The organism is Ramlibacter algicola (assembly GCF_016641735.1).
Taxonomy (GTDB): Bacteria; Pseudomonadota; Gammaproteobacteria; order Burkholderiales; family Burkholderiaceae_C; genus Ramlibacter; species Ramlibacter algicola.
In genome coordinates this window covers 805,856-828,441 of sequence record NZ_JAEDAO010000001.1, presented here as the reverse complement: position 1 = coordinate 828,441, position 22,586 = coordinate 805,856, and the positions used below count along the sequence as shown (strand labels likewise).

21 protein-coding genes and 1 tRNA gene are annotated in these 22,586 nt (G+C 69.3%); 8 read left to right on the top strand and 14 right to left on the bottom strand.

Annotated features, from left to right (window positions below):
- Positions 1-12: 12 nt before the first annotated feature.
- A complete protein-coding gene (locus I8E28_RS04055; RefSeq protein ID WP_200786554.1) occupies positions 13-732 on the bottom strand; it encodes a c-type cytochrome in 720 nt (239 codons plus the stop codon).
- Between the two features lie 91 nt (positions 733-823).
- On the opposite strand from I8E28_RS04055, the gene I8E28_RS04050 reads away from it, so the two are divergent.
- Genes I8E28_RS04050 through I8E28_RS04035 form a run of 4 tightly spaced genes read left to right on the top strand, consistent with a single transcriptional unit; the run spans position 824 to position 4,398 of the window.
- Positions 824-1,666 carry an AAA family ATPase gene (locus I8E28_RS04050; protein ID WP_200786553.1) on the top strand — a complete coding sequence of 281 codons (843 nt, stop codon included), beginning with the start codon at positions 824-826 and terminating at the stop codon, positions 1,664-1,666.
- Positions 1,666-2,259: a GNAT family N-acetyltransferase gene (locus tag I8E28_RS04045; RefSeq protein ID WP_200786552.1), complete on the top strand. Its 594-nt coding sequence runs from the start codon at positions 1,666-1,668 to the stop codon at positions 2,257-2,259. Before I8E28_RS04050 ends, I8E28_RS04045 begins: the two co-directional genes overlap by 1 nt.
- Entirely contained in the window at positions 2,256-3,200 is a 945-nt protein-coding gene (locus I8E28_RS04040) for a CPBP family intramembrane glutamic endopeptidase (protein ID WP_200786551.1), read from the top strand. The genes I8E28_RS04045 and I8E28_RS04040 overlap by 4 nt, the downstream gene beginning before the upstream one ends.
- Positions 3,201-3,207: 7 nt before the next feature.
- The gene (locus I8E28_RS04035; protein WP_200786550.1) at positions 3,208-4,398 is read left to right on the top strand and encodes a vWA domain-containing protein; all 1,191 of its coding nucleotides are present in this window, start codon (positions 3,208-3,210) and stop codon (positions 4,396-4,398) included.
- A gap of 180 nt (positions 4,399-4,578) precedes the next feature.
- On the opposite strand, the gene I8E28_RS04030 is transcribed toward I8E28_RS04035, so the two are convergent.
- Positions 4,579-4,653: transfer RNA gene (locus tag I8E28_RS04030), tRNA-Arg, on the bottom strand.
- Between the two features lie 122 nt (positions 4,654-4,775).
- Here I8E28_RS04030 and I8E28_RS04025 point away from each other — a divergent pair.
- The 3 genes from I8E28_RS04025 to I8E28_RS04015 all read left to right on the top strand — a co-directional run bounded on the left by I8E28_RS04025 (position 4,776) and on the right by I8E28_RS04015 (position 6,490).
- A complete protein-coding gene (locus I8E28_RS04025) occupies positions 4,776-5,546 on the top strand; it encodes a CPBP family intramembrane glutamic endopeptidase (protein WP_200786549.1) in 771 nt (256 codons plus the stop codon).
- 66 nt (positions 5,547-5,612) lie between these two features.
- Positions 5,613-5,804, top strand: a complete 192-nt coding sequence (locus I8E28_RS04020; RefSeq protein WP_200786548.1) for a DUF3606 domain-containing protein — start codon at positions 5,613-5,615, stop codon at positions 5,802-5,804.
- A 452-nt stretch (positions 5,805-6,256) separates the two neighbouring features.
- Positions 6,257-6,490, top strand: a complete 234-nt coding sequence (locus tag I8E28_RS04015; protein ID WP_200786547.1) for a hypothetical protein — start codon at positions 6,257-6,259, stop codon at positions 6,488-6,490.
- Positions 6,491-6,506: 16 nt separating this feature from the next.
- On the opposite strand, the gene I8E28_RS04010 is transcribed toward I8E28_RS04015, so the two are convergent.
- The 6 genes from I8E28_RS04010 to I8E28_RS03985 are packed head-to-tail and all read right to left on the bottom strand — an operon-like array spanning position 6,507 to position 10,989.
- The gene (locus I8E28_RS04010; RefSeq protein ID WP_200786546.1) at positions 6,507-7,241 is read right to left on the bottom strand and encodes a lysophospholipid acyltransferase family protein; all 735 of its coding nucleotides are present in this window, start codon (positions 7,239-7,241) and stop codon (positions 6,507-6,509) included.
- A complete protein-coding gene (locus I8E28_RS04005) occupies positions 7,238-8,524 on the bottom strand; it encodes a dihydroorotase (RefSeq protein ID WP_200786545.1) in 1,287 nt (428 codons plus the stop codon). Before I8E28_RS04005 ends, I8E28_RS04010 begins: the two co-directional genes overlap by 4 nt.
- A complete protein-coding gene (locus I8E28_RS04000) occupies positions 8,521-9,489 on the bottom strand; it encodes an aspartate carbamoyltransferase catalytic subunit (protein ID WP_200786544.1) in 969 nt (322 codons plus the stop codon). Before I8E28_RS04000 ends, I8E28_RS04005 begins: the two co-directional genes overlap by 4 nt.
- Positions 9,489-9,980 (bottom strand): bifunctional pyr operon transcriptional regulator/uracil phosphoribosyltransferase PyrR, encoded by a 492-nt coding sequence (gene pyrR, locus I8E28_RS03995; protein WP_200786543.1) that lies wholly within the window; start codon positions 9,978-9,980, stop codon positions 9,489-9,491. The genes I8E28_RS04000 and pyrR overlap by 1 nt, the downstream gene beginning before the upstream one ends.
- Positions 9,977-10,396: a Holliday junction resolvase RuvX gene (ruvX, locus tag I8E28_RS03990; RefSeq protein ID WP_200786542.1), complete on the bottom strand. Its 420-nt coding sequence runs from the start codon at positions 10,394-10,396 to the stop codon at positions 9,977-9,979. The genes pyrR and ruvX overlap by 4 nt, the downstream gene beginning before the upstream one ends.
- The gene (locus I8E28_RS03985; RefSeq protein WP_200786541.1) at positions 10,393-10,989 is read right to left on the bottom strand and encodes a YqgE/AlgH family protein; all 597 of its coding nucleotides are present in this window, start codon (positions 10,987-10,989) and stop codon (positions 10,393-10,395) included. Before I8E28_RS03985 ends, ruvX begins: the two co-directional genes overlap by 4 nt.
- A 19-nt stretch (positions 10,990-11,008) precedes the next feature.
- On the opposite strand from I8E28_RS03985, the gene I8E28_RS03980 reads away from it, so the two are divergent.
- Positions 11,009-12,499 (top strand): cryptochrome/photolyase family protein, encoded by a 1,491-nt coding sequence (locus tag I8E28_RS03980; protein ID WP_200786540.1) that lies wholly within the window; start codon positions 11,009-11,011, stop codon positions 12,497-12,499.
- 123 nt (positions 12,500-12,622) lie between these two features.
- On the opposite strand, the gene I8E28_RS03975 is transcribed toward I8E28_RS03980, so the two are convergent.
- From I8E28_RS03975 to I8E28_RS03950, 6 genes are all read right to left on the bottom strand, one after another.
- A complete protein-coding gene (locus I8E28_RS03975; RefSeq protein ID WP_200786539.1) occupies positions 12,623-18,598 on the bottom strand; it encodes a hybrid sensor histidine kinase/response regulator in 5,976 nt (1,991 codons plus the stop codon).
- Positions 18,599-18,649: 51 nt separating this feature from the next.
- Positions 18,650-20,926 (bottom strand): methyl-accepting chemotaxis protein, encoded by a 2,277-nt coding sequence (locus I8E28_RS03970; RefSeq protein WP_239027176.1) that lies wholly within the window; start codon positions 20,924-20,926, stop codon positions 18,650-18,652.
- A 25-nt stretch (positions 20,927-20,951) separates the two neighbouring features.
- Positions 20,952-21,482 carry a chemotaxis protein CheW gene (locus I8E28_RS03965; RefSeq protein ID WP_200786538.1) on the bottom strand — a complete coding sequence of 177 codons (531 nt, stop codon included), beginning with the start codon at positions 21,480-21,482 and terminating at the stop codon, positions 20,952-20,954.
- Positions 21,483-21,498: 16 nt separating this feature from the next.
- Complete coding sequence (locus tag I8E28_RS03960; RefSeq protein WP_200786537.1) at positions 21,499-21,864, bottom strand: response regulator transcription factor; 366 nt, start codon at positions 21,862-21,864, stop codon at positions 21,499-21,501.
- Positions 21,865-21,899: 35 nt separating this feature from the next.
- The gene (locus I8E28_RS03955) at positions 21,900-22,289 is read right to left on the bottom strand and encodes a response regulator (protein WP_200786536.1); all 390 of its coding nucleotides are present in this window, start codon (positions 22,287-22,289) and stop codon (positions 21,900-21,902) included.
- A 66-nt stretch (positions 22,290-22,355) separates the two neighbouring features.
- A complete protein-coding gene (locus tag I8E28_RS03950; RefSeq protein ID WP_200786535.1) occupies positions 22,356-22,508 on the bottom strand; it encodes a rubredoxin in 153 nt (50 codons plus the stop codon).
- Positions 22,509-22,586 lie beyond the last annotated feature (78 nt).

Below are 22,586 nucleotides of genomic sequence, written 5' to 3'. Positions count from 1 at the left end.
TGAGGCGCTGCCTCACTCGTGCTTGTGGAAGCGGCTTTCCGGCACCGTCTTCACGTCGCCCTGGATCGAGCCGAGGTACTGCGCGATGGACTTCAGTTCGGCGTTGCTGAACTGCTTGGCGATGGCGCCCATGATCGCGTTGTTGCGGCCGACCGCGGCGTTGTTGTCGGTCTTGTACTGCTTCAGCGCGACGAACAGGTAGTCGGCATGCTGGCCGCCGATCTTCGGGTAGTTCGGGGCGATCGGCTTGGAGAAGTTGGCGCCGTGGCAGGACACGCAGTTGGCCTTCTGCAGCAGCGCGGCCACTTGCGGGCTGGGCTCGTCGCCCGGCTTGTCGGCCAGCTTGGTGCCGCCTTCCAGGCCCAGCTTGCTGTAGTAGGCCGCGATGTCCTTGATGTCCTGGTCGGACAGCGCGTCGGCGATGCCGCGCATGGTCGGGTGCTTGCGCTCGCCGCCCTTGTACGCGTGGAGCGCCGCTTCGATGTAGCCGGCGTTCTGGCCCGCGATCATCGGCACCTTGTGCACCTCGGGGAACGAGGCCTGGTAGCCGATGATGTTGTGGCAGCCCAGGCACATCGCGATCTTGGCCTGCAGCGAGGCCGGGCCGGCGGGGGCGTTACCAGGGGCTTGGGACTGGGGCGCCTGCGGCGCGGCGGGGGTCGCCTGCGCGTGCGCGAAATTGGTCGCCGAAGCGACAAACAGGGCCAGGAGCGTGGACAGCAGCTTGTTCATTTTGCGCGCACAATCGACGAGCGTCGTTTCTGACGAAGATCAACCAACCATTATAGGGTCCGGGCCTCAGCGGTCCGCGGTCCCCGTCCCGATGAAATTCCAAGGCTCCCAGAACTACGTCGCCACCCAGGACCTGATGCTGGCGGTGAACGCCGCGATCGCCCTCAAGCGGCCGCTGCTGGTCAAGGGCGAGCCGGGCACCGGCAAGACGATGCTGGCCGAGGAAGTGGCGCAGGCGCTGGACCTGCCGCTGCTGCAGTGGCACGTGAAATCCACCACCAAGGCGCAGCAGGGCCTGTACGAGTACGACGCGGTGAGCCGCCTGCGCGATTCGCAGCTGGGCGACGAGCGCGTCAAGGACATCCACAACTACATCGTCAAGGGCGTGCTGTGGCAGGCGTTCACGGCCGACCAGCCGGTGGCGCTGCTGATCGACGAGATCGACAAGGCGGACATCGAATTCCCGAACGACCTGCTGCGCGAGCTGGATCGGATGGAGTTCTACGTCTACGAGACGCGCGAGCTGGTGAAGGCCAAGCACCGGCCGCTGGTGTTCATCACCTCCAACAACGAGAAGGAGCTGCCCGACGCCTTCCTGCGCCGCTGCTTCTTCCACTACATCAAGTTCCCCGACGCCGACACGATGCGCTCCATCGTCGACGTGCACTTCCCGGACCTGAAGAAGGAGCTGCTGACGGCGGCGATGAAGACCTTCTACGACGTGCGCAACCTGCCCGGCCTGAAGAAGAAGCCCAGCACGTCGGAGCTGCTCGACTGGCTCAAGCTGCTGGTCGCCGAGGACATCCCGCTGGAGGCGCTGCAAAGCAAGGACGACAAGGTCGCCGTGCCGCCGCTGGTGGGTGCGCTGCTGAAGAACGAACAGGACGTCACGCTGTTCGAGAAGCTGGTGTTCATGCAGCGGAACAACCGCTGATGCACAAGCCCGAACCCGTCACGCTCGAACGCGGCCCGGTGCGGCTGCTGCCCATGGCGCGCGACCACGCGCCGGCGCTCGCCGCCGCGGCGCGCGATGGCGACCTGTGGACGCTGCGGGTGACGTCGGTCCCGGCGCCCGGCGAGGAACAGGCTTACGTCGACACCGCGCTCAAAGGCTACGCCGACGGCCACATGCTGCCCTTCGTGGTGCAGGACACCGCCAGCGGCCGCGTCCTGGGCTCGACCCGGTACCACGACATCGTGCCCGCGGTGGAGCGGCTGGAGATCGGCTACACCTGGTACGCCAGGAGCATGCAGCGTTCGCACGTGAACACCACCTGCAAGCTGCTGCTGATGACGCACGCCTTCGAGACGCTCGGCGCGAAGCTGGTGGGCTGGCGCACCGACAACTACAACTTCGCCAGCCAGAAGGCGATCGAGCGCCTGGGCGCGCGCAAGGACGGCGTGCTGCGCCACCATGCGCTGCGCCGCGACGGCACCGTGCGCGACACCGTCATGTACAGCCTCTCGGCAGGCGAATGGCCCGAGGTGAAGGCGCACCTCTCCTACCAGTTGGAACGATCCCGATGAGCACCGCCGCCCTCGCCTTCCGCACGCCCGCCGATACGCCGGCGTGGCAGCGCCGGTTCCTGTATTCACCGCCGGCGCGCATCGTCCTGACGCTGCTGCTGATCGCGGCACTCGGCTTCGTCCTGTTCATGCCGCTGAAGGTGCTCGGCTGGGTCGGCCCTGACGCGGCCCGTGCGCAGGGCATCGTCGGCGCGCTGCTCCTGTACGTGCTGCCGTCGATCGCGGCGTACCTGCTGGCGGCGCGGTGGATCGAACGGCGTCGGCCCAGGGAGCTCCTGCGCGGCCGCGACCTGCCGCGCGACCTGGCGATCGGCATCGCGTGCGGCGCGGCGTACATCAGTGCGTGCGCCGGCGCCCTGTGGCTGGCTGGCGCCTACCGCGTGGTCGAAGTGCGCACCGACATCCCGTTCGCCGGCACGCTGCTCGTCGCGGGCGTCGGCGCCGCGGTGTTCGAGGAAATCGTGTTCCGCGGCGTGCTGTTCCGCATCATCGAGGAAGGGCTGGGCACGGCGGCCGCGCTGCTCGCTTCCGCGCTCCTGTTCGGCTTCGTGCACATCACCAACCCTGGCGCCACCGTCTGGAGTTCGGTGGCCATCGCCATCGAAGCCGGGCTGCTGCTGGGCATGGCGTACCAGGTCACGCGCTCGCTGCCGCTGTGCATGGGCATCCATGCGGCGTGGAACTTCACCCAGGGCAGCGTCTACGGCTCGCCCATCTCGGGCCTGCCGACCAAGAACTCGTGGCTCGTCCCGCAGTTCAGCGGGCCGGACTGGCTCACCGGCGGGTCGTTCGGGTTCGAAGCGTCGGTCGTCGCGGCGGCCATCGGCCTGGCGGCGGCCATCGCCCTGCTTGTGGTGGCCCAGCGGCGGGGCACCCTCGTCCCCTGGCGCCCCAACCGCGCGCAGCCGGCCTACCATGGCGTGGAGGCCCCGGCCGCCTGAGCCCGCCATGCTGATCGATTTCTTCTACACGCTGCGCAGCGCGAAGCTGCCGGTCTCCGTCAAGGAGTACCTGGCGCTGCTGGAGGCCGTGCAGGCCGGCGTGGTCGGCCCGGTGAGCGACGGCGCCTACTCGCTCGACGACTTCTACTACCTGGCGCGCACGGCGTTGGTGAAGGACGAGAAGCACTACGACAAGTTCGACCGCGCGTTCGCGGCGTACTTCAAGGGCGTGGAACTGCTGGCGGACTTCACCAAGGACGTCCCGCTCGAGTGGCTGCGCAAGAACCTCGAGCTGGAGCTCTCGCCCGAGGAGAAGGCCAAGATCGAGAAGATGGGCTGGGACGAGCTGATGGAGACGCTGAAGAAGCGTTTCGAGGAGCAGAAGGACCGGCACGAGGGCGGCAGCAAGATGATCGGCACCGGCGGCACTTCGCCGTTCGGCGCCTACGGCTTCAACCCGCAGGGCATCCGCATCGGCCAGGACAAGTCGCGCAACCGCAGCGCGGTGAAGGTCTGGGACCAGCGCCAGTACAAGGACTACGACGACACCCAGGAGCTGGGCACGCGCAACATCAAGGTGGCGCTGCGCCGGCTGCGCAAGTTCGCGCGCCAGGGCGCGGAGGAAGAACTGGACCTGGACGACACCATCAAGTCCACCGCCGCGAACGCCGGGTACCTGGACATCAAGATGGTGCCGGAGCGGCACAACAACGTGAAGGTGCTGCTGCTGATGGACGTCGGCGGCACGATGGACGAACACATCCACCGCGTCGAGGAAATGTTCTCGGCCGCCAAGAGCGAGTTCAAGCACCTGGAGTTCTATTACTTCCACAACTGCGTCTACGACTTCATGTGGAAGAACAACCGCCGCCGCTTCAGCGAGAAGTTCGCGACCTGGGACATCATCCGCAAGTACAACAAGGACTACAAGCTGGTGTTCGTCGGCGACGCGACGATGAGCCCCTACGAGATCCTGCAGCCGGGCGGCAGCGTCGAATACAACAACGAGGAAGCCGGCGCCGAGTGGCTGCAACGCCTGACCAACGCCTTCCCCAAGTTCGCGTGGATCAACCCCGAGCCGCAAGGCGTGTGGCAGTACCGCCAGTCGATCTCGGTGATCCAGCAGCTGATGAACCAGCGGATGTACCCCCTGACCATCAAAGGCCTCGAAGAGGCCATGCGCCTGCTGTCCAAATAGCGCACGCCCTGCTCCCTCTCCCCCTCAGGGGAGAGGGTTGGGGTGAGGGGGTTCCTGATGCGCCCAAAGGGCCCGAGGCTCGCCAGAGCCTCGAGAGCCCCTCGGGGGAGAGGGCTGGGGTGAGGGGGTTCCTGTTTCTCCCCCGACAGTCGGGGGCGCCGCGACGCGGAGCGTCGCAGCTGGCGCCCCCGACAGGAATCGAACCTGTATCTAGCGCTTAGGAGGCGCTCGTTCTATCCATTGAACTACGGCGGCGGCGCGCGCCATTGTAGGCGGCGTCCACGGTCCGTCGTGCAGCCCGGCAGCCTGTCGCACCGGATGGCGCCTCGTCGCCCGGCCGTCGCGCCGTGGCGCCACGGCGGGCACAGTGCGCGGCCATGCAATCCCTCCGCCGCCTCGCCGACCGCCACCCCGTCGCCCTCGCCATCGGGTTCGCTGCACTGCAGTTCGCGCTGACCGCCGCCATCCTCCTGGGCGGCCGGGCGGCCTTGCCGCCGCACGCTTTCGGCGCCGTCAAGCTCACGGCGTTCGCATCGACCATCGTGCTGCCGCTCGTGCTGGCGCACGCCTTGGGGCTGTGGCGCTCGCTCGGCCTCGAACCATCGAGAGTCCGTCCGGCGCCGGTGTTCCTGGCGGGCCTCGTGCTGGTGGCGATGAACCTGTCCTGCGGCCCGCGCGCGGAGGTGCTGGCGCAATGGCCGACCGACCTGGCCGTGCAGTTCTTCAACGCGTTCGGCGAGGAGCTGCTGTTTCGCGGCGTGATCTTCGCGCTGCTGCTCAGGCTGCCCGTGTGGCAGGCGCTGTTGCTGAACAGCGTGCTGTTCGGCGGCATGCACCTGCTGCACGGCTTCATGGGCCTGGCCTGGCCCGAGGCGCTGCAACGCGCGGGCCTGACGATGCTGGGCGGCGCGCTGTTCACGGCGGTGCGGTATCGCAGCGGCAGCCTGTGGCTCGCGATCGCTCTGCACATGGCCCTCAACCTCTCGGTCATGTACAACGACCTCGCCGCGGTCGCCGGAGCATCGGCATTGGCCTTCGCGCACTGGTTCACCCCCACGCTCGAAACCGCGATCGCGGCGTGGGTCGCCTGGTCGATGCGCCGTCCGGCCGCGCGTGCGCATGCGCTGCCTTCTGGCGTGGGCTGTTGAAATTCACCGTCACGCGGCGGCGCGCCGGGCGGCGATGGTCGAGGCTTCAAGACCCAGGAGTCCCACATGGCAACCAGCAAGAAATCCTCCGCCAGCTCGCGCGGCCGCGCGCAGGACCGCTCGCGTGTCGCGGGCGGCCAGCAGCACGAAGTGCGCTACGAGGCGAAGAAGACCGGCGCCAGCGCCACCGACGTCAAGCGCGCGGTGAAGAGCGCGGGCAACTCGCGCAGCAAGGTCGAGCGCGAACTGAAGAAGTAAGCGGCGCGCGGCGTCGCTGCGTGATGCGACGCCGGGCCAAGCTGTCAGCGCAAGCTCAGCTTGGCCCGCTACAAACGCGGGATGCGGTTGCACCCATGCAATTGCCCGGCCCCGCAGTACGTCCGCGAGCACCGCACGCCGTGGATGCGATGGTTGTTGCCGTCGCAGCGCCTGTGGTCCTGCACCCACTGCGGCGTGCGTTTCCTGGCCAGCAAGGCCGCGGTCGCCGCGTTGCCGGGCGGCGCGGGTACCACACGACACACTGCGTCGGCCGCGCAAGGATTCCGCTGAGGCAGGCAAAAACGCCTGCACTTGATGCGGCGCAACGAGTCCCCGCCCAAGGCTGGGGCATCAGCGGCGTCCTACAGACACGCCAGGTCACCGGACTACTCTGTGCGCAACCCGTGCCGCAGTCATGCGTCGGCGGGCGCCCATTGCGAGAGAGGTGACCCATGACTCCTGCCGAGTACCGCATCGAAAGCAGCCACCCCATCGCCAGCCTGTTCCTGCCTGAGCCGGGATCGCAGCACTACTACGTGCGCGACCGCGCGCTGGCCATTGCCGTGGCTGCCAAGGCAACCACCTTGCCGGGCGGCGAGGAGATCCGCGTGGTGCACGTGCCCACCGGCGAGATCGTGTTCCGCAAACCCACCGTCAGCCGACTGGAATCGGACTACGACGCCTGAGCCAGCCTGACGCGGCCTAGCGACGCAGGTCCAGCACGGCCTCGCGCAGGTCCACCGCCCAGCTGCGGCGGTCGCGCCCGTCGGCGCGTTGCGTTGCGCCGAAGTGCACGACGGCCGTCACCGCAGGACCGCTGAGCGTGCGCCACAGCGACGTGAACAGCGTGTCGTCCCCCACGTAGCAAGGCGTCAGGCTCGGGCGCCCCGTCGTCGAGTCGACGAAGCTCAGCGCCACCGGCTGCACCGGCGCGTCGACCGAGATGGCAGGTTGCACCAGGTTGCCGTGGAACGGCAGCAGGTCGATGCCGTCGCTGGTCGTGCCTTCGGGAAAGACGGCGAGCACGTCGCCGCCGCGCAGGCTCTCGGCCATGTGGTGCACGACGCGCAGCGCATCGCGACGCGACGCGCGCTCGATGTACAGCGTGCCGGCGCCGGTCGCCAGCGCGCCGATCAACGGCCAGTGGCGCACCTCGCTCTTGGACACGAAGCGGCAGTAGCGCGCCGCGTGCAGCACCAGGATGTCGAGCCAGGAGATGTGGTTGGCCACCAGCAGCATGGGGCCGTGTTGCGCGGGCTCGCCGCGCACCTGCAGGCCGATGCCCAGCACGCCGAGCATGCCGCGCGCCCAGGCGGTGACGCATGCCTCGCGTTCAAGCGGCGAGAGCCGCGGGAAGACGAAGGTGATGGTCCACCAGCCGCGCAGCGCCTGCGCGAGCGCGCCCGCCAGTCGCGTGGCGGCGCGCAGTGCGCTCATGCCGCCGCTCGGTCGCCCCAGACCAGGTCGCCGTCCACCAGCGTGCAGCGCACGCGGCCGGCCACTTCGTAGCCCGAGAACGGCGTGTGCTTCCCCTGGCTGCGCAGCGCGGCCGGCTCGACCACCCACTGCGCGCCCGGATCGACGACGCACAGGTCGGCGGCGGCGCCTTCGCGCAGGCGGCCGACGTCCTTCATGCCGAGCACGCGTGCGGGTTCGCTGGTGAGCACCGCGATCGCGCGCGCCAGGCCCGCGCCGCCGTCCTGCGCCCACTTCAGCGCCAGCGGCAGCAGCAATTCCAGCCCGGTCGCACCCGGCTCGGCCTCGCCGAACGGCAGGGTCTTCGCGTCCTCGTCGACCGGCGTGTGGTCGGACACCAGCGCGTCGATCGTGCCGTCGGCCAGGCCTGCGCGCAGTGCATCACGATCGCGCTGCTGGCGCAGCGGCGGCGACAGGCGCGCGCGGCTGTCGAAGTAGCCGATGTCGGCATCCGTCAGGTGCAGCGAGTTGATGCTCACGTCGCACGTGATGGGCAGCCCCTGCTGCTTGGCCTGGCGCACCAGCGCGACGCCATCGGCGCTGCTCAGGCGGCACAGGTGCACGCGCGCGCCGGTGGCGCGCACCAGTTCGAAGATCGTGTGCAGCGCGATGGTCTCCGCCGCCACGGGCACGCCGGGCAGGCCGAGGCGCGTGGCAAGCGGGCCGCTGGCCGCGACGCCCTTGCCCAGCCAGGGATCCTGCGGCCGCAGCCAGGCGGTGAAGCCGTACGTCGACGCGTACTGCAGCGCCCGCTGCAGGACCTGCGTGTTGGCCAGCGGCACTTCGGCCTGGCTGAAGCCGACGCAGCCCGCTTCCGCCAGTTCCGCCATCTCGGTGAGCACCTCGCCCGCCAGCCCGCGCGTGAGCGCGCCGAGCGGGAACACGCGCGCGCGATGCAGTTTCTCGGCGCGCATGCGCAGCATCTCGACCAGGCCGGGCTCGTCCAGCACCGGGTCGGTGTCGGGCAGGCAGACGACGCTGGTGACACCGCCCGCGACCGCGGCTTCCATCTCCGACTCGAGCATGCCGGCGTGTTCGTGGCCGGGTTCGCGAAGACGCGTCGCGAGGTCGACGAAGCCCGGGACCACCAGGCAGCCCTTCGCATCGATCACGCGATCGGCCTGGAAGCCGTCCGGAGCGCGCCCGACTCCCGCGATGCGCCCGGCATCGACGGCGACGTCGCCCACCGCGTCATGGCTGCTGGCCGGGTCGAGCACGCGGCCGTTCTGGATCAGGATCTTCATCTGGTGTTCTCGTGGCTGGACACGATGCCCATGACGGCCATGCGCACGGCGATGCCGAAGGTGACCTGCGGCAGGATGACGGCCTGCTTGCCGTCGACGACCGCCGAGTCGATTTCCACGCCCCGGTTGATCGGCCCGGGGTGCATCACGATGCAGTCCGGCTTGGCCAGTTGCAGCTTGGCCGGCGTGAGGCCGAAGTTCTTGAAGAATTCCTGCGAGGACGGCAGCAGCGCGCCGCTCATGCGCTCGTTCTGCAGCCGCAGCATGATGATCACGTCGCAGCCGCGGATGCCCTCTTCCAGCGTGTGGCAGACCCGCACGCCCATCTGCGCCATGTCGCCGGGCACCAGCGTCTTCGGGCCGACCACGCGCACTTCGGCGCAGCCCAGGGTCGTGAGCGCGTGGATGTCGGAGCGTGCGACGCGCGAATGCAGCACGTCGCCGACGATGGCCACCGTGAGGTTGCTGAAGTCCTTCTTGTAGTGGCGGATCGTGTACATGTCGAGCAGCCCCTGGGTGGGGTGCGCATGCCTTCCGTCACCGGCGTTGATCACGTGCACGTGCGGCGCGACGTGCTGCGCGATCAGGTAGGGAGCGCCGGACTCGCTGTGCCGCACGACGAAGATGTCGGCCGCCATCGCCGACAGGTTGGCGATGGTGTCCAGCAGCGACTCGCCCTTGCTGGCCGACGAGCGCGCGATGTCCAGGTTGATCACGTCGGCCGACAGGCGCGTCGCGGCGATCTCGAAGGTGGTGCGCGTGCGCGTGCTGTTCTCGAAGAACAGGTTGAACACGCTCTTGCCGCGCAGCAGCGGCACCTTCTTGACCTCGCGGTCGTTGACGCTGACGAACTGCGACGCGGTGTCGAGGATGTGCGTCAGGATCTCGCGCGGCAGGCCCTCGATCGACAGCAGGTGGACCAGCTCGCCGTTCTTGTTCAATTGCGGGTTGCGCTTGTGGAGCATCAGGTCACCTGGAAGTCGAAGCGGCCGTCGTCGCCGCGCGCCAGCTGCAGCGACTGCGTGTCGGGCAGCACCACGCGTGCGGCGGCGAAGTCGGCCTGCACCGGCAACTCGCGCCCGCCGCGGTCCACCAGCACCGCGAGCTTCACGCTGGCCGGCCGGCCGTGGTCGAACAGCTCGTTGAGCACCGCGCGGATCGTGCGGCCGGTGTACAGCACGTCGTCGAGCAGCACGATGTGCGCGCCGTTCACGTCGAAGGGAATGTCGGTCTGCGCCGCGTAGGCCAGGCCGCGTTTCGCGAAGTCGTCGCGGTGCATCGCCGACGAGATGACGCCGGCGCGGCCTTCGATCCGCAGCTCGCGCTGCAGGTGCTCGGCCAGCCAGGCGCCGCCCGACGTGATGCCCACCAGCCGGCCGCTGCTGCCCAGCAGCGGGGCCACGCCGCGCGCGAGTTCGCGCACCAGCGCTTCGGCGTCCAGCCGCAGATCGCTCATTCCAAGCTCCTCAAGAATTGCTCCAGGATGATGCACGCGGCGCCGGCATCGGCATCCGCCGCGCCGGCGGACAGCGCCTCGGTGGTGCTGTACCGCTCGTCCACCTCGTACACCGGCAGCTTCGCCCGCGCCGCGAGCTGCCGCCCGAAGCGGCGTGCGCGGGCCGTATTGTCGTGGCTCGCGCCGTCGGGATGAAACGGGACCCCGACCACCAGCGCATCCGGTTGCCACTGCTGCACGCGCTGCATCGCCGCGTCCAGGCGCGCCTGCGTGCCTTCGGCCTTGATCGTGGCTTGTGGCGTCGCGGTGCGCAGCAGGCGGTTGCCCACGGCGACGCCGGTGCGCTTGGCCCCGAAATCAAAAGCAAGAAAAGTGGTGAAGTGGCGCGGGACTTGGGGGAGAGCCGGAAGGCTCATGCGTGCCCCGCCTCCGGCGACAGCATCCAGGCCTGCAGGCCCAGCAGCGACAGCGCGCGGTCGTAACGCTCTTCGATCGGCGTGTCGAAGATGATGGCCGGGTCGGCGTCGACCGTCAGCCAGCTGTTTTCGGCCAGCTCGGATTCCAGCTGGCCTTCGCCCCAGGCCGAGTAGCCGAGCGACACCAGCACCTTGCGCGGGCCGGCGCCGGTGGACATGGCCTCGAGCACGTCCTTGGACGTGGTCATTTCCAGCCCGCCGGGGATGGTCATGGTGGAGGCGTACACGGACTCTTCCGGCTTCACTTCGCCGGCGACGGCCTCATGCAGGACGAAGCCGCGCTCGGTCTGCACCGGGCCGCCCTGGAACACGGGCGTGGCAGCGAGGTCGTCGCGGTCGAGCGGCAGGTCGACCTTCTCGAACAGGCCCTTGAGGCTGATGTCGCTGGGCTTGTTGATCATGATGCCGAGCGCGCCACGCGGGCTGTGCTCGCACAGGTAGATGACGCTCTTCGCGAACGAGGCATCCGCCAGCCCCGGCATCGCGATCAGGAAATGATGCGTCAGGTTGATGGTGGATTCACCGCCGGGCATGATGCGATTTTACGCCCGCATGGACAAACCGTATGCCGCGGGCCTGGCCTGGTTCCGCCGCGACCTGCGCGCCCATGACCAGGCCGCCCTCCACCACGCCCTGCGCCACTGCCGCCAGGTGCACGCGGCCTTCCTGTTCGACACCGACATCCTCGAAGCGCTGCCGCGGCGCGACCGGCGGGTGGAGTTCATCCGTGAGTCGCTCGTCCAGCTGGACGTGGCGCTTCGGCTCCTCGGCGGTTCACCCCGCCACGGCCTCATCGTCGTGCACGGCCGTGCCCGGGAGGAAATCCCGCGGCTGGCGCGGCAACTGGGCGTGCAGGCGGTGTTCGCCAACCACGACGACGAGCCGGCGGCGATCGTGCGCGATGCCAAGGTGCGCGGTGCGCTGGCGGACATCGGCATTGCCCTGCACGACGGCAAGGATCACGTGGTCTTCGGCCGCCGCGAAGTGCTGACGCAGGCGGGCACGCCCTACTCGGTCTTCACGCCCTACAAGAAGGCCTGGCTCGCGAAGGTGGACGACTTCTACCTGCGCGCGTACCCGATCGAGCGCCACGCCAGCGCGCTCGCGCCGCGCCCTGAGGCGCTCGCATGCGACGCCCCCTCCCTGCAGGATCTCGGCTTCGAGGTCACCAACCTGAAGGACCTGGCGATCCCCGTCGGCACTGCGGGCGGGAAGGCGCTGTTCGACGACTTCCTGCAGCGCATCGACCACTACGGATCCGCGCGCGACTTCCCGGCCGTGAAGGGACCCAGCTACCTGAGCGTGCACCTGCGCTTCGGCACCGTGTCGATCCGCGACCTGGCGCGCCAAGCGCAGGCACTCGCATCGCGCGGCAACGAAGGCGCCGCGACGTGGCTGGGCGAGCTGGTCTGGCGCGACTTCTACATGCAGGTGCTGGCGAACTTCCCGCACGTGGCCGACGAGCACGGGCAGGGCCACAGCTTCCGCCGCGAGTACGACCGCGTGCACTTCGACCACTCCGCGAAAGGCAAGGCCTTGTTCAAGGCCTGGTGCGAGGGCCGCACGGGCTACCCGCTGGTCGACGCGGCGATGCTGCAGCTCAACACGACCGGCTACATGCACAACCGCCTGCGCATGGTCACCGCCAGCTTCCTGTGCAAGACGCTCGGCGTCGACTGGCGCTGGGGCGAGCGCTACTTCGCCGTGCAGCTGAACGACTACGACCTGGCGGCCAACAACGGCGGCTGGCAATGGGCCGCCTCGTGCGGCACCGACGCGCAGCCCTACTTCCGCATCTTCAACCCGGTAACCCAGAGCCGCCGCTTCGATCCGGAGGGCAAGTTCATCACGCGCTACCTGCCGCAACTGGCTGCGTTGCCGCCCCCCGTGCTGCATGCGCCGTGGACGGCCCGTCCAGTCGACCTGGAGGCCGCCGGTTTCGTGCTGGGCCGCGACTACCCGATGCCCGTCGTCGACCAGGACGAAGGCCGCGCGCGGGCGCTGGAGCGCTATGCGGTCGTGAAGACCGCGAAGGCGGACTGACGCCGTCGTCATTCCCGCGGAGGCGGGAATCCATCGCTTCCCTCTGATCCCTCGGGAAGGGGCGGGAGCGGTGGGTCCCGCCTTCGCGGGGACGACGGTCGGGGGCGCTACCTAGCGAGGCGATTACGCCGGCTGCACCGCCTGCTCGGCATAGTGCTTCACCAGGCTGAGCAGTTCCTCTTCCGAGTAAGGCTTGCCCAGGTAGTGGTTCACGCCCAGTTCGCGCGCGTGCTCCTTGTGCTTCTCGGCGATGCGCGACGTGATCATCACGATCGGCAGCGTGGTCCAGCGCTGGTCGGCGCGGATGTTGCGCGCCAGGTCGAAGCCGTCCATGCGCGGCATTTCGATGTCGGACAGCACGACCGCCGGGCGTTCGTCGGCCAGGCGCTCGAGCGCCTGGAGGCCGTCGGCGGCGAGCGCGACGCGGTAGCCTTCGCGCTGCAGCAGGCGCTGCGTCACACGGCGGACGGTGATCGAGTCGTCGACCACCAGCACCAGCGGGATCTGCGGCACCAGCGGCGCCATCGTCATGACGACCGGCGCACCGCCGGTGCTGGCTTCCAGCACCTCGGGCTGCGCCTTGTCGGCCGACATCAGGCGGGCCTGGTCGCCGTACACGGCGGACAGCGCCACCGGGTTGTAGATCAGGACCACCGCCCCCGACGCGAGCACCGTCATGCCGGCCAGGCCGGGCAGGCGCGCGAGCTGCGGGCCGAGGTTCTTCACCACCACTTCCTGGTTGCCCAGCACTTCGTCGACGTGCACCGCGACGCGCTGCGCAGCGGAGCGGAAGACGATGACGGGCAGCGTCTTGCCTTGCGGCTCGTTGGTGCGCGGCGACGCCTGCAGCAGCGCGCCCGACCAGAAGAACGGCAGCTTCTCGCCGGCGAAGTCGAAGGTGCCGCTGTTGTAGGCCTGCTCGACGTCTCTGGACGGCGCGCGGCGCACGATCTCGATCAGGTTGGCCGGCACGCCCACCGTGAGCTTGCCGCTGCGGATCATCACGACCTGCGTTACCGCAGTGGTCAGCGGCAGCACCAGGCGGAAGCTGGTGCCCCGGCCGGCCTGCGTGCTGGTTTCGATGCGGCCGCCCAGCGCGTTCACTTCCGAACGCACGACATCCATGCCGATGCCACGGCCCGACAGTTCGGTGACCTGCGCGGCGGTGGAGAAGCCGGGCATGAAGATCAGGTTGGCCGCTTCCGCCTCGGACAGCGGCTGGTCGGCGCTGATCATCCCCTGCTGCAGCGCCTTGTCGCGGATGCGCGCCAGGTCGAGGCCGGCGCCGTCGTCGCGGAATTCCACCGAGACGTCGTTGCCTTCCTGGCCCAGGCTGATGAGGATGGTGCCCGTTGCGTCCTTGCCGGCGGCGGTGCGCGTGCCCGGGTCCTCGACCCCGTGGGCCACGCAGTTGCGCAGCAGGTGCTCGAACGCGGGCGTCATGCGGTCCAGCACGCCGCGGTCCATTTCGATGGAGCCGCCGCTGATGTCCAGCTTGACCTGCTTGCCGGTCTCCTTGGAGGCCAGGCGCACGACGCGGTACAGGCGGTCCGAGATCGCCTCGAATTCGACCATCCGCGTGCGCAGCAGGTCGCGCTGCAGTTCACGCGTCTGGCGTGCCTGCGCGATCAGGTCGTCTTCGGTCGCTTCGACCGCGCGCTGGATCGTGCGCTGCACGGTGGCGACGTCGTTGACCGACTCGGCCATCATGCGGGTGAGTTCCTGCACGCGCGTGAAGCGGTCGAACTCCAGCGGGTCGAAGCCCGACGCGGTGTCCTTGGCCTGCGCCATGCGCGACTGCATCTGCGACTCGGCCTGCAGCTCGATGTCGCGCAGCTGGGTGCGCAGGCGGTCGAGGTTGCCCGTGAGGTCGCCGAGCGCGCCGCGCAGCGTCTTCAGCTCGTTCTCGAGGCGCGAGCGGGTGATCATCACCTCGCCGGCCTGGTTCATCAGGCGCTCCAGCAGCTGCGAGCGCACGCGCACGGCCTGGCCGGGGGCGCGCGGCACGATCGCTTGCGCCGGCGCAGGTGCCACCACCAGCGGCATGCGGGCCACTTCCACGCCCGGCAGCCTGACGGGTTCCTGCGGCGACGCGGGCGCGGCGGCAACCGGAGCAGCTTGCGCGGGCTCGGGTTGCGGCACCACTTCCGGCTCGGGCGCATTGGCGCGTGCCGCCACCTGCTCGAAGCGGGACTGGATGTGGTCGAAGCGTTGCAGCAGCGGGTCGACCTGCGCGCCGGTGCTTTCCGCCGGCAGCACTTCCACCGCCGATTCCATGCGGTGCGCCATCTCGCCCAGGCGCAGCGCGCCGGCCAGGCGGGCACTGCCCTTGAGCGTGTGCAGGGCGCGCAGCACCATGTCGCGCGCACTGCGGTCACCCTGCGCCCACGCGCGCAGCGCGGCGCCGAGCGACGGCAGCAGTTCGGCGGCCTCTTCCTCGAAGATCGGGAACAGGTCCGGGTCGATGGCGTCGGCGACGTCGATGTCGTCGTCCCCGTCTTCCTTCTCCATCACCGTCGTCGCGGGCTGGCTCGAGGGCAGCGACTGGAACGCGACGAACTGCGCCGCGGAGGGCGCTGCCGCAACGGGCTCCACCGGCGCGACGACCGGCTGGACCGGTTCGACCGGCAGTTGCGTGCCGGTGATGCCGCCCAGCGTGCTGTCCAGGTCGCCGGGGCCGGAGTCGCGCAGGTCCGGTCGCTTGGGCAGCTTCAGCTGCTCGAGCGCATGCAGGTCGCGCAGCACCGCGCCATCGGGCTCCTTCAGGAAGCCGGCGGCGAACTGGTGCAGCAGGCGGCGGATTTCCTCCGCGGCCTGCACGAACGCGCGGCCATGCTGGGGCGTGCCGTAGGCAAGCGTCTGCGCGTGCTGCAGCGACGCCTCGAGCGCGCGGGCGATCTCGGACAGCACGTGGAAGCCGACGGTGGCGGAGCTGCCACCCAGCGCATGCGCCAGGCCGACGGCCGAGTCCGGGATCGCGCGATTGAGTTCCAGCGCCCACTCGGCCAGCTCGGTGGCCAGGCGGCGGGACCACTCGTCCGCTTCGTTCAGGTAGACGTTGTAGAGCGGAATGCCGATGCGCAGGTCGCCGATCACCTTGACCTGGTCGTCGGAGGCCACGGGCTCGTTCGCCGCCGGCTGCGCGGTGGACGCCGCCACTTGCGCGACCACCTGAGGAGCCACCGGCACGTCAACCGGCGCGGGCTGCGCGATCTCGGCCAGGCTGCCGAAGTCGATGGTTTCGACTTGCGGCGGCTCCGCGGGCGCAGCAGCGGGGGCGGCTGCACCGAAGGCGGCATCGAAGTCGAAGTCGGCGGGCAGTTCGGTCGCCTGCACGTCGAGCGCGGGTGGCGCGTCGACAGCGGGCGCAGCATCGAACGCCGGCAGATCGAACGACGGCATCTCCGCGGCGGGCGCGACGTCGAGCGAGGCAGCCGGCACTTCGGCGATAGCGGGCGCGACCGGTGCCGCGGGCACGTCGAGCGTGAATTCGGGGAAGGCGTCGAGCGCCGGCGCAGCCGTTTCGACGACCACCGGCGCGGGCTGGACAGGCAGTTCGAGCGCGGGAGCTTCGAGCGCAGGAGCTTCGATGGCCGGCGCTTCCGGCTGGACCGGCGCGGCTTCCACCACCCCAGGCGCCGCGACGGCGGGCGCGCTGCCCGGCAGCGACAGCGGCACGAGGCGGCCTTCCGTGCGCAGCGCGTCGGCCGGAACGCGGAACATGGACGCCTTCCACTCGCCCGCGGTCTTGCCGGCGATGTCCTCGACCCAGCGGCCGAAGCCCTTCATCGCCGCGGTGGCCAGCGTGCGAAGGTCTTCGCTGGCCGGCTTCTGGTCGGCCAGCCAGGTGTTGAGCACCTGCTCCAGCGCCCAGCCGGCTTCGCCGAACTCGTTCAGCCCCACCATGCGCGAGCTGCCCTTGAGCGTGTGGAACGCGCGGCGCAGCGTCGTCAGTTCACCGACATCGGACGGCGCGGTGGCCAGCGTGTCGAGGGCGGCCAGGCCATTGCCCACGACTTCGCGGGCTTCCTCCAGGAAGATCTCCAGCAGTTCGGCGTCGGGTTCTTCCGTGATCACCACCGGTGCGGACACCGGGACGGCGGGCGCGGGCGCAGCAGTAACCGGGGCGGCGGCCACGGGCGCGGGCGCAGGCTTCGCCGCCGCGGCTTGCGCGGCGACGGCTTGCGCCGCGATGGCGGCCAGGTCGTCGCGACGGCCGATGCCGATGGTGGGTTCCTCGTCGTGCGCAGCCGCTGCGACGACGGGTGCTGCCGGTGCCGCCGGCGCCGCCGGTGCTGCCGTGGCGACCGGTGCGGGAGCTTCGACGCCGGCGGCCGGCACGTGCGGCTCGGCGACGCGGCCCATGAGCGGACGCAGTTCGCCGGACTGCGCGTTGTAGACGAACAGCTTCTTCGCCAGCGTGGGCTGGTAATTCAGCATGTCGATCAGGAAGCCGAGGGCGCCCAGGTTGTTGCCCAGCTTCTCGAACGTCGCCGCCGATTCGTCGTCGAGCTCGGACAGCAGGATGGTCTCGACCGTCTCGCGCATGCGGGCGACGGCCTGCGTCGCCTGGTCCAGGCCCAGCACGGACAGCACGCCGCGCATCTGCAGCAGGTGCGTGGGGGCGTTCTTCAGCGGGCCTTTGTCCTGCGGGTTGCGGAAGAAGGCGTCGAGCACCTTCTCCAGCTCGCCCAGCGTGCCGCGCAGTTCGCCGACGACGCTGCCCATGGTCTGGCGGTCGCTGACCTTGCGGTACAGCTCCTCCATCCAGTGCTCGAGCGCCTGCGCCTGGCCGCCCTGGCGGACCTGGTCGAGGCGTTCGGCAAGCCGCTGCGTACGAACGGCGAGTTGCGCGTCGGCCGGATCGAGGTCCTGGAAGGCGGCCTCGAGGTACAGCACCGCGGTGGCGACTTCCATCGCGACTTCGGTGCGCGGCGGCTGGCCGCTGCGCACGACGCCGTCGACGGCGGCGCTGAGCGCCTGCGCGAGCGGGGTGCTCGGCGGATGCAGCTTGGTGAGCGAATCGCTGATGGCGTGGAACTGCTCGCCCGCGGCCTTGACCTTGGTGGCGTCACCGCCGGACAGCGCGGTCCAGGTGTCCTTCGCCGCGTTGATGCGCTTGCGCGCCTGCGTCAGCAGTGCGGGGTCGAAGCGGCCGAACTGCGGCTTCGCATAGTCGACCGGCTTGAAGCGCTGCAGTCCATAAGCGGCACGCACGCCGGCCAGCGACGGCGCGTCGGCGGCTTGCGCCGGCACGGCCTGCGCGCAGAAGAACAGCAGGTCCTGCGCCAGGCGATCGGACACGCCCATCTCGCCTTTGGCGAGCGACGCGTACTGCACCAGCACGCGCGAGGCGGCGCGCTTGACGAACAGGTCGCCGGGCAGCAGCCCGCGCGCGACGGCTTCGAAGTAGCCGGCTGCGAGCTTCCAGAAGATCTTGGGCTGGCGCGCCGTCTGCGACGCGGCCAGGCCGAGGCAGCACTGCGCGAGATCGGCCGCCGCGGCGGCGTCGGCCGCCTTGACGATCTTGAGCACCGCCTGGTCCATGCGCGAGCGCACCGCGGCGTCGTACGCCAGCGCCTGCGCGACCGCCGGCGTCTCGGGCTCGGCCCAGCGCCAGTCGTAGGGCCACAGGTCGGCCGGGTGGATGCGCTCGCTGCCCGCGAGCTCCTGCACGTCCTTGTATTGCGGGAACAGCGCGACCGGCGAGGTGGGCTTGCCCAGCAGGACGCCTTCGAGGAATTCGGTCAGCGCGAAACCTGCGCGCTCGACCTTCGCCGCGGCGGGTTCGACGCACAGCTCGGGCCGCTCGACGAACTTCTGCACCACCGTTTCCATGGCGCGCAGCACCTGCGCGGGAGCGCCCATGCCGACCATCTCGAGCGCACCGACCGCCTGGTGCAGTTGCTGGCGCGCGATGCGCAGCTGGCCGGCGTCGACCGACGCCATGTCGGAGCCGCGCGCGAGCCCGGCGTCGCGCACGAACCGCCGCAGCGCGCCGGAGGCGGCTTCGAGCGACTTGCGCAGTTCGTCGAGCACCCAGGCCAGGGGGCCGAGGTCGTTCGTCGCCAGGTCGAGATCGTTGTCTTGGGCTTGCATGCGGAAACTCTGGCTGGAGCGGTCGGCTGGCGGGTGCGCGCCGGCGCCGCCTTATGCGATCTTGAACCGCGCAACCGACTGGCGCAGTTCCTCGGCCATGCGCGAGAGCTCGCGCACCTGTTGCGCCGTGGAGCGGGTGCCTTCGCCGGTCTGTTCCGTCACGGCGAAGATGTGCTGGATGTTGCCGGCCACCACGTTGGCGGACTCGGCTTCCTTCACCGCGGACTGCGAGATCTGTTCGATCAGCTCGGCGAGGCGGCGCGACACCTGGTCGATCTCGGTCAGCGCGGTGCCGGCGTTGTCGGACAGCTTGGCCCCTTCCACCACGCCCTGCGTCGAGCGTTCCATGGCGGCCACCGCGTCCTGCGTGTCGGTCTGGATGGCCTTCACCAGCGCCGAGATCTGGCGCGTGGCGTCTGCCGAGCGTTCGGCGAGGCGCTGCACTTCTTCCGCGACCACCGAGAAGCCGCGGCCGGCTTCACCGGCCGACGCGGCCTGGATGGCGGCGTTGAGGGCCAGCACGTTCGTCTGTTCGGTGATGTCGGAAATCAGTTCGGTGATTTCGCCGATCTCCTGCGACGACTCGCCCAGGCGCTTGATCCGCTTGGACGTTTCCTGGATCTGGTCGCGGATGGAGTTCATGCCGCCGATGGCGTTCTGCACGGCCGCGAGGCCCGACTCGGCAGCCTGCAGCGACTGGCGCGCCACCTGGGCCGATTCCTGCGCCTGGCCGGCCACCGTGTTGATGCGGCCCGCCATGTCGAGCACCGACTGGCCGGTTTCGCGGATCTCGCGCAGCTGCTCGGTCGATGCGGCCAGCAGCTCGGTGGAGGTCGATTCCACCTGCGCCGTGGTCTGCGCGACCTTGGTGGCCGTGTTCTGCACGTTGCCCACCAGCTGGCGAAGTTCTTCCACCGTGTAGTTCACCGAGTCGGCGATGGCGCCGGTGATGTCCTCGGTCACGGTCGCTTCCTGCGTCAGGTCGCCTTCGGCCACCGTCTGCAGTTCGTTCATCAGGCGAAGAATGGCGGCTTGGTTGGCGTCGTTGACGCGCTTGGCTTCCTGCTCCTGGCGCTCGGCTTCGTGGCGCTGCGATTCGGCCACTTCCTGGCGGCGGCGGCTGTCCTGCAGCTGCACGTAGGCCAGGCCGATCGAGCAGCCGATGGCGGCGAGCGCGGCGGCGAACAGCGCCAGCAGCGCGCCCACGCCCAGGCCGGTCTGGTTCGACAGGTTGATCTGCAGCGTCTCCAGGGCGCCGCGCAGCTTCTCGCTGTCCGAGATGATGGTCGCCTGCGCTTCACGCGCGGACACCAGGCCCTGCAGGTTCGACAGGATGGCGCCGGCCTGCGCACGCGTCAGTTCGTAGACCTTCAGCAGCGCCTCCAGGCGCTCGCGGATCTGCGGGTCCTTGCTGGCGGCCATGCGCAGCTCGGGGCTGCCGTCCAGCATCGCCTGCGCGATTTCCTTGAACGAGTTCAGGTCCTTGCCGAGCAGGAACACCGCCTCGGGCGACAGGCCCTCGTTCAGCGTCATGAATTCGTTGGCCGACTTGCCGATGCGCTGGGTCAGCATCACCAGCTGGCCCGAAGCGGAGATTTCCGCCGGCGAGGCGTTCTGCTGCAACTTGAGCGAGGCGATCGTCTCGGCGATCTCCAGCAGGTCGGACGACTGGCGGTTGATGGTGCGGAGCGCCGAACCCACCTGCGTCAGGATCTTCTGCTGCGCAATCACGGTGGCGGCGTTCTTCTCCGCGCGCTCCATCAGCGGCACGACCTTGTCGATGTCGGGCTGGAAGACGTCCTGCACGGGCTTGAGGCGCAGTTCGTCGTCGCCGGCCTTCAGGCCGCGCACCGAACGCGCCAGCACCGCGGCGCTGTCCTTCACCTCGGGGAAGGCCGTCGCGCTGCCCACCAGGGCCTGCGACACCGACTTGGCGAGGCGCTGCGACTGCATCAGCGAGTCACCGGTCGCCTTCACCTGCAGCGCGACCCGGTTGGCCGAGTTGTAGGCGTAGTACGCGACGCCGGCCAGCACCACCAGCGACCCAGCCAGCAGGCCGAACAGGATGCGCTGGTGCGCCGTGATCGAGCGCTCGCCGAGGAACGGGATGCGCAGCAGCTGCGCCTGGTCCAGTTGCACCGGCGAGTCGATCGAGTCCGGATCGTCCACGGTGTCGGGCGCGGCCATCATGCCGGTGCGGTTGGCCGCGTCCATCGTGCTGCCGGACAAGTCGGCGGTGGAGGCCTCCGGCGCCGCGAGGCTGAGCTCGCCGCTGTTCTCGCCGTCGGGCGACTTCTTGGAGAAGAGGTTCTTCAGGCTGAAGGACATGGATGCAAAGCCTTCCGGGAAAGCGTCAAGCGCTGATGCTCAGGAACTGGGGTTGTTGCGACAGGGCCTGCAGGTCGATTTCCTGCCACGAGACGCCGGCGGCGTCCGTGAAGCCCCGGCCGAAGAACGCAGGGGCGTCCGCGGGCCGTTCGGTGGTAGCGGTGAAGGTGTCGGCGCCTCGCAGGCCTGCGAGGCGGTCGATCAGCAGCGCGCAGTTGACTTCGAGCGCGGCCCCGAGGGCGACCAGGCGCGATTCGGCGCGATGCGCTTCGGTGCGCGGCGCGGTCGCACGCCCGCTGACGAAGGACGCGAAGTCGACCACGCCATAGAGCCCGCCGCGCAGGTTGGCGACGCCCAGGTACCAGGCCTGGGTGTAGGGCACGTGCTGCGTGCTGGCGAAAGGGAAGATCTCGCCGGCCTGCGCGAGGGGGAACAGGTACTTCGCGCCGCCGGATTCCACCGCCAGCCACGAAGCCTGTACCCCTTCGGTCCGTGCCGCCTGCAGGCGGTTGGCGAGCCGGGTCTGGAGTTCTCGCAGCGCTTCGCGGTTGGCCATGGGGACTGCGGGCCGATCAGCCCAGGGCCTTGATCTTGGCCATCAGCTCGTCGGCGTCGACCGGCTTGGTGATGTAGTCGCGCGCGCCCTGCCGCATGCCCCAGACGCGGTCCGTCTCCTGGTTCTTGCTCGTGCACATGATGATGGGCACGTCCTGGTACAGGGGGTCGCGGGTGATGGCGCGCGTGAGCTGGAAGCCGTTCTGGCCGGGCATCACCACGTCCATCAGGATCAGGTCGGGCTTGCCCTCGCCGAGGCGGCGGAACGCGTCGTCGGCGTTCTCGGCCGTGCGGACCGCGAAGCCGTTCTTTTGCAGCAGGTCGGTCATGAACATCAGCTCGGTCTTGGAATCATCGACCACGAGCACGTTGTGGATCGCCATTTCGATCGCTCCTGTCTATCTTTTCGTGTTGTGGTTCACGCCGACGGCGCGGCGGCGCCGAACTGCTGCACGGTCTGCAGCAGCTGGTCCTTCGTGAACGGTTTCGTGAGGTAGTCCTGCGAGCCGACCATGCGGCCGCGGGCCTTGTCGAAGACGCCGTCCTTGGACGACAGCATCACGACGGGAACGGAGGCGAACTTGGCGTTGCGCTTGATGATCGCGCAGGTCTGGTACCCATCCAGCCGCGGCATCAGGATGTCGCAGAAGATCAGGTTCGGCTCGTAGTCATTGACCTTGGCGAGCGCGTCGAAGCCATCTTCGGCCAGCATGACCTCGTGGCCGCCCTGCTTCAGGAAAATTTCGGCGCTGCGGCGGATCGTGTTGCTGTCATCGATCACCAGCACCTTGAGCGCGGAAGTGCTCACGTGACGCTGCTCCTCATTTTGTAACTGCAGGCCCCGCGGCACTCGTGGTGCCAGGCGACGCCTCCCTCAGATCTGCACCATCTCGAAGTCTTCCTTGCGGGCCCCGCACTCGGGGCAGGTCCAGTTCATCGGAACCTGCTCCCACGGAGTCCCGGGCGGGATGCCGTGGTCCGGCGCACCCGCGGCTTCGTCATAGATCCACCCGCAAATCAGGCACATCCAAGTCTTTGCTTCAGTCACAGCTTAAAGGGGAGTCGAATAGAATGCAACGATTGTATCTAGGGCACCTGCGGCAGT